This is a genomic window from Marinobacterium lacunae, from assembly GCF_000705555.1.
Taxonomy (GTDB): domain Bacteria; phylum Pseudomonadota; class Gammaproteobacteria; order Pseudomonadales; family Balneatricaceae; genus Marinobacterium_D; species Marinobacterium_D lacunae.
The window spans coordinates 37,385-49,886 of sequence record NZ_JMQN01000029.1; the positions used below are offsets into that span (position 1 = coordinate 37,385).

Below are 12,502 nucleotides of genomic sequence, written 5' to 3' on the forward strand. Positions count from 1 at the left end.
CCGCCAGAGGGCTGTAAATTGAATAAGCGCGTCCTTGCCGCAGTGCTGACGGCCTTTATTTGCGTGGGCATTGTGGGTGTGCTGGTGATAAACCGCTTTATCGAATATGAGGTGCGCAACCAGATTACCGCCAAGCTTGATCAAACCTCGGTAGCCTATCAGTCAGTGCTGCGGGGTCTTCGACAGGTGGCGACAACGCTGTTCGAGGAAAAGATCAACACGCCGGAGGTGCTCTCGCGGGTGGCGGCGGTGAATGACGCCGTGGGTGATGAGCGGAACCGGGCGCGCGAACAGCTTTATACCGACCTCTATCCCATCTATCAGCGGTCAAAGGCGCGGGGCTTTCCGCTTGTTCAGTTTCATGGGCCACAGGGGCTGAGTTTGCTGCGCTTCAATGAGCCTCTGAAGTATGACGATTCGCTGTTCGAGATTCGGGAATCGGTCAGGCTGGTCAATACCAACATGAAAGCCGTTGAAGGCTTCGAAATCGGGCGTCTGGTGCACGGCTTCCGTTTCGTCTTCCCGCTTGTGCGCCAGGGGGAGCATCTGGGCAGCTTTGAGAGCAGCGTACCGTTCAGGACAGTCGAGCAGCGGCTGAATGACCTTGTACAGGGGGAGCGGTTTGAACTTGTACTCAACAGCGATCGTGCATTTGCCATGTTGTTGCAGAGCGAGCGTTCCCGTTATCAGCCTTTCCGGCTCAGCGATGAATTCGTCACCGATGTGTTCGATGCGATGCCGAGTTCATCGGTGGCCGCTGCGACTTTCCATGCCCGTCTTGAAACGCTTCTGGACCGGGATCGAGGGGCCATCGATGCCGGCATGACGGCCGGCAGGGCCTTTGGAATCACCAAAAAGCTGGAGGGTAAGCGTTTTGCGGTGCTGTTCCTGCCGGTGATCAGTGTGGCCCGCGAGGTGGATGCCTATATTGTGGCTTATTCCCGCGTGCCCGAGATTGAAACCATCTATCGTGATGGCAGGTGGATACAGCTGTCATTCGGGGCGCTGATGTTAAGCCTGACTGCCGGATTTTACCGCCGTCAGCGATCCCGGCAGGCCATTGAGCGCGAACGCAAGAAATTGCAGGCGATCACCCAGCGCATGGGAGAGGGGCTGTTCGTTCAGAACAGCGAGGGCCGTATCACCTTTCTGAACGAGGCGGCGGAAAGGGTGCTGGGTGTGACGGCGCAACAGGCTCTGGGTCAGCGCGCACATGAGCTGTTTCATGTTCATGTCGATGGCCAGGGCCTGCCGGTACTGGGTGAACTTTGCCCAATTGTCGGCGCGACCGATCAGGGCCGGATATTCGAGAGCGAGGATGAGCATTTTCAGCGTGTTTCAGATCAGACGCTGGTGCCGGTTCAGATCACCAGTGCGCCATTCAGCGTTGAGGGTGAGGCGGCAGGCTCGGTTACGATCTTCAGGGATATAACGCGGCGCAAGCAGGAGGAGGCACAGCGCACGCTGGCGTCGGTGGTGTTCAACAACACGATCGTCGGTGTTGTGGTCACAGACGCCCAGGAGAGAGTGCTTTCGCTCAATCAGGCGTTTACATCGATTACCGGATATACACTCAATGAGTGTGTCGGACGCCACATACGATTCATGAAGTCCGGCGTTCATGATGAAGCGTTCTACACGCGCATGTGGACATCAATCACCACCGACGGATACTGGCAGGGCGAGGTGTGGAACCGTCTCAAGGATGGCCAGGTGCATGTCTTCCTTCAGTCGATCAGTGCCGTTCGCAATGAGGATGGCGAAGTGTCTCATTATGTCGGGGTGTTCTCCGACATTACCGAGCGTAAGCAGCATGAAGAGGCGCTGAAAAAGGCACGTTGTGAAGCGTTGGCCAGCGCTCAGGCTAAATCCGAGTTTCTGGCGAACATGAGCCATGAGATTCGTACACCGATGAACGGCGTGCTAGGCATGATTGATCTGGTATTGGGTTCTGAACTGTCGGCAGAGCAACGAGATTTTCTGTCAGTAGCGCGCAAGTCGAGTCGGTCATTACTGACATTGCTTAACAGTATTCTGGATTTGGCTAAATATGAGTCTGGCAAGTTCAGCCCTGAGTGTATCAACTTTGCGCTGAGGGAGATGCTGGACGAGACGCTCAAGCTGTTTACCGCACAGGCCCAGAACAAGGCGGTTGAATTGTCATTGGCGGTTGATGATGCTGTGCCTGAGCACGCCTGCGGCGATCCGGCCCGTATCCGCCAGGTGCTGATCAACCTGCTGGATAACGCATTCAAGTTTACCGATGCCGGGCAGGTGATGCTCACTGCCCGTGTCAGTGGTCAGGACGACCGGGGGTTCCAGCTGAGCCTGTCCGTGTGTGATACAGGGGTCGGTATCGCCCCGGACATGCAAGAGCGGATATTTGATCTATTTACTCAGGCTGATGGATCCATCACCCGTCGATACGGCGGAACAGGGTTGGGGTTGGCGCTGTGTCGGGAGATCGTGACCAGCCTTGGCGGCAGTCTCACCGTTGAGTCCGAGCCGAACGTTGGCAGTACGTTCTCGTTTACCGTGCATCTTGAATCGGTTCTCGATGATGCTGACGCGCCAGGGGCGCCAGGTGCTGGCGCTGCTACGAATACGCTGGCCGGGTTGCGAGTGTTGCTGGCGGAGGATAACGAGGTAAATCGTCAGGTGGCGATTGCCAATTTGGAACGCCTTGGCTGCGAGGTGGTGGCAGTGGTCAACGGCGAGGAAGCGCTGGAGCGGATCTGCAGAGAGCACTTTGACATCGCCTTGATGGATTGTCAGATGCCGCGGATGGACGGGCGAACGGCGACACGCAAACTCAGGACATTGGAGCGGGAGACCGGCCAGGACTATTTGCCGGTGATTGCCATGACCGCATTCGTAAATGCCGATGATATCCAGCGCTGCTTTGACGCCGGAATGGATGCCTATTTAGGCAAGCCTTTCGAACTGGATCTTCTGCGTGCCTTGCTGGCCGAGTACACCCGCTGCGAATCTGTAGATGAGGCGATGGTTTCATCCAACGCTGTTGAGACGGGTGGGCCGCCGACGTTGTGCCGACATACGCTCGATAAACTCAGTGAGCTGCTCGATGGGGAGATTGGCGAGATTATCGATGCGTTTATCGTACAGGTGCCTGAACTGCTCGCCAAAATTGATGAAGGCATCACGGCAGATGATCGCAAATCGGTATCTCGGGCGGCGCACTCCCTCAAAGGCAGTACCTCGAATCTGGGCGGCTCGCATCTTGCGGCATTGGCTTTGGAACTTGAGAAGCAGGCGGCGCAGATGAACCCGGATCAATTGAAAGCTCAGCGGTTGGCCATGGGCCAGGCTGCTGATGAATTGATCAAGGTGCTGAGCGACTATTTGAGTCCTGAGTCGCCGGGTGCGACCGGCAGGTCAGACTAGGAGATATAAGTTGGTAGAGCTTGATACCCTGGGTACCGCAGACAGTCGCATTCTGGTGGTTGACGATGACCTGTCGACGCGACTGGCGCTGGTCAAGATATTGCGCAAAGAGGGCTACGACGTGTATCAGGCCTGCGGTGGCCAGGAGGCGCTGGACTACCTGAGTACACATCCGCTCCCTGATCTGGTGGTGCTGGATGTGGTGATGCCGGATGTCGACGGCTATGCCGTCTGTCGCACCTTACGTGCACTGGATCGCAACCTGCCGGTGGTGATGCTGACGGGGTTGGACGACATGGAAGCGATAGATCGGGCGTTCAGTTGCGGCGCCACGGATTTCGTCACCAAACCGATCAACTGGGCACTCTTAATCCCCAGAGTGCGCTACTCGTTGCGCACCTATCGCATGACGCAGGCGTTGGATAAGGTGCGCATGTTGCAAAGCGAGGCGCAGGAGGTGGCGCGTCTCGGATTTTTTGAATGGGATCCGAAGCTCAACAGGCTCAGTTGGTCATCCCGGTTGATCGAGCTGTTTGGGCTACCCGATCCGGTGAGGAATCTGGGCATCGAAGGGTATCTCAACCGGGTCGTGGGTGAGCAGGTCGAGTACGTATCGGCTCAGCTGCGTGAAGTGGCTGAGGGTATTCAGAACAAGGTGACGTTCGAGCACGACCTCTCAGGCGATGAGGGTGAAAGGCGTATACGTGCAATCGCACGTCGAACCTCTCCAGAGAGTATCCTGTGCGTTTTGCAGGATATAACCGACTTTTACACCGTCTCGCAGACCGTGGAGTTTCAGCGCGATTTTGACACGCTGACTCGTATGGCTAATCGAGTGAAGTTTTACTCGCTGGTCGAAGATGAGCTCGACTCAAAAGTACCCTGCGCGGTGGTGACCATCGATATCGACCGCTTCCACATGATCAACGATTCGTTGGGGCAGGCCGCTGGCGATAAGCTGCTGCAGCTGTTCTCGCTGCGGCTCAATGCCGCGACCTATGGCTTCTATTCACTGGCGCGATTGGGCGCTGACGAGTTTGCTGTTCTGATACCGGAAGTGGAGGGGGTGACCACACTGGTACGCTGGGTTGAGACACTGCAGGCACGCATGAACGAGGCCTATGAGCTCGACGGCCAGCTGGTCTTCATGGAAACCTGTATCGGCATTGCGCTGAGCCCTGAACATGCCACCGATTCCCATCATCTGATCAGTGCCGCAATTCAGGCGCGGCTGGTTGCCAAGCAATCTGGCAGTAGTCGGTTCAAGGTATACGACGAGAGTTGTCAGCAAAACTTTGCACGCCGGCTCTACATCGAATCGGAGCTGCGCTACGCGCTGGAGCGCGGCCAGTTCACGCTGTTCTACCAGCCGCAGTTTGATCTCAGATTGAACAGGGTCGTGGGCGTGGAGGCGCTGATTCGATGGCAACATCCTGAGATGGGATTTGTCCCGCCGATGGAGTTTATTCCCATCGCCGAGCAGATGGAGCTGATACATGCCATCGGTTACTGGGTGGCCGAAGAGGCGATCAGTCAGGCAGCGCGCTGGCACCGGCAGGGTGTGCAGTTGCGCATGGGTATCAACCTGTCGGCACGTCAGTTCAGTGATGAGCGTTTGGCCGACAAACTGGGCCGTATGCTCAAGAAGGCGGGGTTGCCGACAGAGTATCTGGACGTCGAGATCACCGAAAGTGTGGCGATGGAAAGCCCGGAAAGGGTCCTGCAGTTGTTGGCCAAACTGCAGGAGCAGGGTGTCAAGGTCGCAATTGACGATTTCGGCACCGGTTACTCGTCGCTTGAGTATCTGCAGAAGTTCGATGTCGAATTCATCAAGATCGATCAGGCCTTTGTGCGAAACCTGCTCGGCAATAAGGCGGATCAGGGGATCGTAAAAGCAGTGCTCGGTATCGCCGAGAGTCTAGAGATGAGGGTGATCGCTGAAGGGGTTGAAAGCGCTGAAGAACTAGAGCTCTTGCGCGCGCTGGGGTGCGATGAAATTCAGGGCTATTACATTAGTCGCCCGCTGCCGCCTGCCGAGATCGAGCCTATCATCGAAGGTTACAATCAGGACGAAGACAGCCCGGTTTGATTGTCGCTATCGGTCGATTCTGTGCCTGCTGACGTCGCTGTGTGACATGTACGCTGCTACCGCCGCTCCGATAATGGGCGCTCGTAATTCCCCTGTTGAAGGCAGAGTGCCTCGGAGAGCGTCATGGGTATCAGTGTTTTTGATCTTTTCAAGATCGGGGTTGGCCCCTCCAGTTCACACACCGTCGGACCGATGCGTGCGGCGTTGGCCTTCGTACAGCAGTTGACGGAGCAGGGCGTTCGTCCCTCCGTACGTCGTGTGAAAGTGGAACTCTTCGGATCGCTCAGCGCCACAGGTGTCGGTCACGGCACCGACAAGGCTACCGTCATGGGCCTGATGGGCGAGTCGCCCGATAGCATCGACCCCCGCCGAATCGAACCTGCCGTCAAGGCCGTATGGGAAACCGAGTATCTGTCACTGGCCGGCGGAGAGGGGATCGAATTCGACTGGAATCGCGACATGCAGTTTGTCGACGAGGTGCTGCCTTACCACCCCAACGCCATGCGTTTGACCGCATTTGGCGATATCGGCGAGCTGTACCAGAACACCTACTACTCCATCGGTGGAGGCTTTGTACTCGATGAGAGTGAAGCGACCGCCACGGCGCATCTGGTGCCGCAGGTAGAGCTGCCGTACGACTTCAACAGTGCTGTCGAGCTGTTGGCGCTGTGTCGCCAGAACGGTTTGCGGATCAGCGAACTGATGCTGGAGAACGAGCGGGTCTGGCGCAATGACAGCGAGATTCGTGACGGCGTCGACAGCATCTGGAAGGTGATGCAGGAGTGTGTCGCCAACGGATTGGAGAACGAGGGGATTTTGCCGGGGGGGCTCAAGGTGCGTCGGCGGGCTCCGTCTCTGTATCGCTCGCTGCAGCAGGCGTCTGCTGGCAACGTGATCAGCACCACGCTTAGCGCCATGGATTGGGTGAATCTGTATGCACTGGCGGTAAACGAAGAAAACGCTGCCGGTGGGCGTATGGTAACCGCGCCCACTAATGGTGCAGCCGGTATCGTGCCGGCAGTGTTGATGTATTACATGCGCTTCAAGGAACAAGCGACGGATGATGACGTGATGAACTTCCTGCTGGCGGCGGCTGCTATTGGCGCACTGTGCAAGAAAAATGCGTCGATATCCGGTGCCGAGGTCGGTTGTCAGGGAGAGGTAGGCTCTGCCTGTGCCATGGCGGCAGCCGGGTTGACCGAGGTGCTAGGCGGTACGCCCGAGCAGGTGGAAAATGCAGCGGAGATCGCGCTGGAGCACAATTTGGGGCTGACCTGTGATCCCGTGGCGGGCCTTGTGCAGGTGCCCTGTATCGAGCGCAACGCGATAGCGGCGATGAAGGCGATCAACGCCGCTCAGATGGCACTGCGCGGCGACGGCGAGCACTTCATTTCGCTGGATAAGGTTATCCGCACCATGAGGGATACCGGTCGTGACATGCAGGACAAATATAAAGAGACTTCACGCGGTGGATTGGCCGTTAATGCGATTGATCTGACCCACGTCGCGTTGCCGGTGAACGCTGTTGAGTGTTGATTACTAAAGCTTATTTTTACGCGCTCGTTGCATAAATTTGGTTGTGTCCAAGTTGGTGCATTAGTGTAAAAAAAGATGCAAAAAACGACATCAGGGGGTCGCTTTTTACCCCGTTTAGACTATAGTTTGCTGGTCTCTAAAGCACGGGTGGCGTGGGTTTGAGGGTGATTGGGCTGATTCCGTCGCCCACATATCTATAAGCGACATCACGGCTCAGGCAAGTCCAAATATAAATATAATAGGCACAGCAGTTGCTAGTGCCCCGCATAGTCCAAAATGGGGTTAGCGCACATGTCTGAGATCAACTCCGCCTTTCAGGCCTCAGCCGTTAAACACAAGACCCGCAACATCGGGTTTCTCCTTCTGAACAATTTCACCATGATTGCGCTTGCCTCAGCGGTAGAGCCGTTGCGCATGGCCAATCAGCTGAGCGGTCGCGAACTCTATAACTGGCATACCATCAGTGAAGATGGCGAGCAGGTGATGGCCAGTGACGGCATCCGCATCACGCCGGATAGCTCCATGGCGGAAGCGCCTTTGCTCGATACGTTGATCGTTGTGGGCGGGGTTAACATTACGCGCAGCTACAGCCGCAAGCAGATCTCCTGGCTGCAGTCGCTGGCGCGCAAACATATTCTGATCGGTGGTGTTTGCACCGGCCCCTATCTTTTGGCTGAAGCCGGGCTGCTCAACGGTTACGACTGCAGTGCTCACTGGGAGTGTATTGCGTCCCTGCAGGAGGCCTACCCGAAGGTTCGCTGCACCAACCATCTGTTCGTAATCGATCGTGACCGTATGACCAGCAGCGGTGGCACAGTACCGCTGGATATGATGCTGAACATGATCAAACGCGACTTCGGCTACCAGCTGACCGCCGGTATCTCCGAGATGTTTATCTGCGACCGTGTGCGCAACGAATCCGATTACCAGCGTATCCCTCTGCGACATGTACTGGGCACCACTCAGCCGAAGCTGGTTGAGGCCGTCGCGCTGATGGAAGCCAACATTGAAGAGGCGATTGAGCTGGATGAACTGGCGTCCTATGTGGGGCTTTCCCGTCGCCAGCTGGAGCGCCTGTTCCAGAAATATCTGCAATGCTCGCCGTCCAAGTACTACCTGAAGCTGCGCCTGTTCCGTGCGCGACAGCTGTTGAAGCAGACCTCCATGTCGATCATCGAGATTGCGGCGGCTTGCGGGTTTGTCTCTACGCCGCACTTCAGCAAGTGCTACCGCGAACATATCGGTATCCCGCCCCGCGAGGAGCGCTCAGGCATGCGCAGTCAGGAGCGTACACAGACTATTGCACCGCTGGTTACCACAGCACTGCCCGGTCTAAACCAGAAGGCCGGGCCTGCCGCCAACGCATTGGCCATGCACGCACTCAGCGAGGCACAGTTCGAACCGACCTACGGCTCGGTAACGCTTCAGTAAACCTGTTTCTGCTCTGCACAAGCCGCCGCTCTCCCGGGAGCGGCGGCTTTGTTTTACCTCATACCGACATGCTCGAAGATCGCTCCAAATGCCTTTGGTAGCGGGGTAAGTCTGGGTCTTTAAAAAATATTCACAGCGTCGCGAATCACTACGCTTTACGTCAGCCCGGTGACGCTTTTAGAACAATTCGGCTCGATCTTTCCCCCTATTCTGACCGCTGAATAGAACACCCTACGAATAGGTGGAGAGATGAACTCAGCACAATTGCATGAAGATGCCATCGTTATCGACGGACTGGTTATCGCCAAGTGGGACCGTGAGCTGTTTGAAGATATGCGTCGTGGCGGTTTGACGGCGGCGAACTGCACCGTATCGGTGTGGGAAGGTTTTCAGGCGACGGTTAACAATATCGTCGAGATGAATGGTCTGATCGAGCAGAACTCGGATCTCGTTCTGAAAGTGCGCAGCACCGACGATATCCGCCGTGCAAAGGCTGAGGGCAAGACCGGGATCATCATGGGCTTCCAGAACGCTCATGCGTTCGAAGATCAGCTCGGATACGTACAGACGTTCAAGGACCTGGGCGTGGGCGTGGTGCAGATGTGCTACAACACCCAGAACCTGATCGGCACCGGTTGCTACGAGCGCGATGGCGGCCTCTCAGGTTTCGGTCGCGAAATAGTTGCCGAGATGAACAAGGTCGGTGTCATGTGTGACCTGTCCCATGTTGGCGCAAAAACCTCGGAAGAGGTGATCCTGGAGTCCAAGAAACCGGTCTGTTACTCCCACTGCCTGCCGTCTGGTCTGAAAGAGCATCCGCGCAACAAGTCCGATGAAGAACTGAAGTTCATTGCCGATCACGGTGGCTTCGTTGGCGTGACCATGTTCGCCCCTTTCCTCAAGAACGGTATCAACTCCACCATCGAAGATTATGTAGAAGCGATCCGCTACGTCTTCAACATTGTCGGTGAAGACCAGATCGGCATCGGCACCGACTTCACACAAGGCCACGGCCAGCCGTTCTTCGAGTGGCTGACCCACGACAAGGGCTACGCTCGTCGCCTGACCAGCTTCGGCAAGATCGTCAATCCGGAAGGCATTCGTACCTTGGGTGAGTTCCCGAACCTGACCGACGCACTGCTGCGAGACGGTTTCAGCGAAACCCAGGTGCGCAAGATCATGGGCGAGAACTGGGTGCGCGTTTTGGCAGATGTCTGGGGCGAGTAACCCCACCTTTTTTAAAAAACAGAATTCGATTTGGAGTCAAACGTAATGGGTACTCATGCACCTGAAATGCCGATCCTCGTAGATGACGAAACCGGCGTATGGACCACCGATGCGCTGCCGATGTTGTATGTGCCGCGTCACTTCTTCGTCAACAACCACATGGGTATCGAGGAAGAGATCGGCGCAGAACGCTACGCCGAGATCCTCTACAAGGCCGGCTACAAGTCCGCCTATTACTGGTGTGAAAAGGAAGCCGAAGCACACGGTATCTCAGGTCGCGAGGTGTTCGAACACTACATGAAGCGTCTGTCCCAGCGTGGCTGGGGTCTGTTCATCATCGAGGAGCTGGATCTGGAGAGCGGCCGCGCCCGCGTGCGACTGGAGAACTCCGCGTTCGTCTATCAGTACGGCAAGGTGAATCGCAAGGTCGACTACATGTTCACCGGCTGGTTTGCCGGCGCCATGGATCAGATTGCCGAAAGCCTGGGTTACCCGGTACGTACCCGTGCCGAACAGACCCAGAGCGCCGCTGAAGAGGGCTGTGACTACGGCATCTTCGAAGTGACGCCCGTAGCGAAACAATAGTGCTGAGCTGATCAGCGCATAACAAGAGCACAATACCTGCGTTGCCCAGAGGCGGCGCAGGCCCTTAGAAAGTTGGGGTGAACCATGTCGCAGTTCGATGTCCTGTTCCAGCCGTTGAACATCAACAAGCTGACCATCCGTAACCGTATCGTCAGTACCGCCCATGCCGAGGTGTATGCCACCGATGGCGGTATGACCACAGATCGTTACGTCAAATATTATGAAGAGAAGGCCAAGGGTGGCTGTGGCCTGTGTATCTGCGGCGGCTCCAGCGTTGTGTCCATCGACAGCCCCCAAAGCTGGTGGAGCTCGGTGAACCTGTCCACCGACCGTATCATCCCCCATTTTCAGAATCTGGCCGATGCCGTGCACAAGCATGGCGGCAAGATCATGATCCAGATCACCCACATGGGCCGTCGCTCACGTTGGGACGGTGAGAACTGGCCGAACCTGATGTCGCCGTCAGGCATCCGTGAGCCGGTACACCGCGCGACCTGCAAGACCATCGAAGAGGAAGAGATCTGGCGCGTCATCGGCGACTTCGCGAAAGCCGCGGTACGTGCGAAAGAGGGTGGTCTCGACGGCGTCGAGCTGTCCGCCGTGCACCAGCACATGATCGACCAGTTCTGGTCGCCGCGTGTGAACAAGCGTACCGACCAGTGGGGCGGCACCTTCGAAAACCGCATGCGTTTCGGTCTGGAAGTAGCCAAGGCCGTGCGTGAAGCGGTCGGTCCGGACTTCGTGGTCGGTATGCGTATTACCGGTGACGAGTTCCATCCGGACGGTCTGAACCACGACGACATGAAGCAGATCGCGGCGTACTACGATGCTACCGGTCTGATCGATTACTTCGGCGTTGTTGGCTCCGGTTGCGACACCCACAACACCCTGGCCAACGTTATCCCGAACATGAGCTATCCGCCGGAGCCGTTCCTGCACTTGGCGGCGGGCATCAAAGAGGTGGTCTCCGTCCCGGTTATCCACGCGCAGAACATCAAGGACCCGAACCAGGCCAAGCGTATCCTGGAAGCCGGTTACGTCGACTTTGTCGGTATGACCCGTGCTCACATTGCTGACCCGCACTTCATCGCCAAGATCAAGATGAACCAGGTCGACCAGATCCGTCAGTGTGTCGGTGCCAACTACTGTATCGACCGTCAGTACATGGGTCTGGACGTACTCTGCATTCAGAACGCCGCAACCTCCCGTGAGTACATGGGCCTGCCGCACATCATCGAGAAAACCACTGGTCCGATCCGCAAGGTCGTCGTCGTCGGCGGTGGTCCTGGCGGTATGGAAGCGGCCCGTGTGGCAGCCGAGCGCGGTCACAACGTTACTCTGATCGAGAAAGCCGAAGAGCTGGGTGGTCAGATCACTATCGCGGCGAAAGCACCGCAGCGCGATCAGATGGCCGGTATCACCCGCTGGATGGCCATGGAGCTTGAGCGCCTGGGCGTGGATATCCGTCTGGGCACGGCGGCCAATGCCGACATGATTCGCGATCTGAAGCCGGATGTCTGCATCCTGGCCACCGGCGGTACGCCGTTCCTGGAGCAGAACCCGCACTGGGGCGCTGCTGAAGGTCTGGTTGTTTCCAGCTGGGATGTGATCAATGGCGTTGTCGAGCCGGGCAAAAACGTGCTGATCTACGACACTATCTGTGAGTTCTCCGGTATGTCCGCAGCGGACTACCTCTCTTCCAAAGGCTCCATGGTTGAGCTGGTGACCGACGATATCAAGCCGGGAGTCGGCATCGGCGGTACTACCTTCCCGACCTACTACCGCAGCCTGTATGAGAAGGAGGTGATCATGACCTCTGATCTGATGCTGGAGAAGGTTTACCGTGAAGGTGACAAGCTGGTCGCGGTACTGGAGAACGAGTACACCGGTCAGAGGGAAGAGCGCGTTGTCGACCAGATCGTGGTCGAAAACGGCATCCGTCCGAACGAAGCGCTGTACTACGAGCTGAAGGCCGAGTCCCGCAACAAGGGTCAGATCGACAACGAAGCGTTGTTCGATATCAAGCCGCAGCCCTGCTTGAATGAAGAGCTGAGCGAGCAGGGCGAGGGGATGATCCTCTGGCGTCTGGGTGATTGTGTGTCCCAGCGCAACACGCACGCTGCGATCTACGACGCGCTGCGTCTATGTAAGGATCTGTAAGCACCGGTTGGCAGCTTCGACGGTTAGGCGACAAGCAGGTGGTCACGTGCTGACACGCCGTGAACCCAT

The 12,502-nt window shown here is 56.9% G+C and carries 7 protein-coding genes; all 7 read left to right on the plus strand.

Annotated elements, in window-relative coordinates; all coding sequences use genetic code 11:
• Positions 1-18: 18 nt before the first annotated feature.
• The 7 genes from ADIMK_RS21345 (at position 19) to dgcA (ending at position 12,433) form a co-directional block, all read left to right on the plus strand.
• On the plus strand, positions 19-3,405 hold the full coding sequence (locus ADIMK_RS21345; RefSeq protein ID WP_051692845.1) for a PAS domain S-box protein: 3,387 nt from the start codon (positions 19-21) through the stop codon (positions 3,403-3,405).
• Positions 3,406-3,415: 10 nt separating this feature from the next.
• Entirely contained in the window at positions 3,416-5,494 is a 2,079-nt protein-coding gene (locus tag ADIMK_RS10370; RefSeq protein WP_036187395.1) for a putative bifunctional diguanylate cyclase/phosphodiesterase, read from the plus strand.
• A 123-nt stretch (positions 5,495-5,617) separates the two neighbouring features.
• A complete protein-coding gene (locus ADIMK_RS10375; RefSeq protein WP_051692846.1) occupies positions 5,618-7,030 on the plus strand; it encodes an L-serine ammonia-lyase in 1,413 nt (470 codons plus the stop codon).
• Between the two features lie 291 nt (positions 7,031-7,321).
• Complete coding sequence (gene gbdR, locus ADIMK_RS10380) at positions 7,322-8,461, plus strand: choline metabolism transcriptional regulator GbdR (protein ID WP_036187398.1); 1,140 nt, start codon at positions 7,322-7,324, stop codon at positions 8,459-8,461.
• 249 nt (positions 8,462-8,710) lie between these two features.
• Complete coding sequence (locus tag ADIMK_RS10385) at positions 8,711-9,688, plus strand: dipeptidase (protein ID WP_036187400.1); 978 nt, start codon at positions 8,711-8,713, stop codon at positions 9,686-9,688.
• A gap of 45 nt (positions 9,689-9,733) precedes the next feature.
• Entirely contained in the window at positions 9,734-10,273 is a 540-nt protein-coding gene (locus ADIMK_RS10390; RefSeq protein ID WP_036187414.1) for a 4-vinyl reductase, read from the plus strand.
• A gap of 84 nt (positions 10,274-10,357) precedes the next feature.
• Positions 10,358-12,433, plus strand: a complete 2,076-nt coding sequence (gene dgcA / locus ADIMK_RS10395) for a dimethylglycine demethylation protein DgcA (RefSeq protein WP_036187417.1) — start codon at positions 10,358-10,360, stop codon at positions 12,431-12,433.
• The last annotated feature ends 69 nt before the right edge of the window (positions 12,434-12,502 follow it).

Excerpts from the sequence above, each read along its gene's own strand:
- gbdR (WP_036187398.1), top strand. The coding sequence starts at position 7,322 with ATGTCTGAGATCAACTCCGCCTTTCAGGCCTCAGCCGTTAAACACAAG.
- ADIMK_RS10385 (WP_036187400.1), top strand. The coding sequence starts at position 8,711 with ATGAACTCAGCACAATTGCATGAAGATGCCATCGTTATCGACGGACTG.
- ADIMK_RS10390 (WP_036187414.1), top strand. The coding sequence starts at position 9,734 with ATGGGTACTCATGCACCTGAAATGCCGATCCTCGTAGATGACGAAACC.
- ADIMK_RS10375 (WP_051692846.1), top strand. The coding sequence starts at position 5,618 with ATGGGTATCAGTGTTTTTGATCTTTTCAAGATCGGGGTTGGCCCCTCC.
- dgcA (WP_036187417.1), top strand. The coding sequence starts at position 10,358 with ATGTCGCAGTTCGATGTCCTGTTCCAGCCGTTGAACATCAACAAGCTG.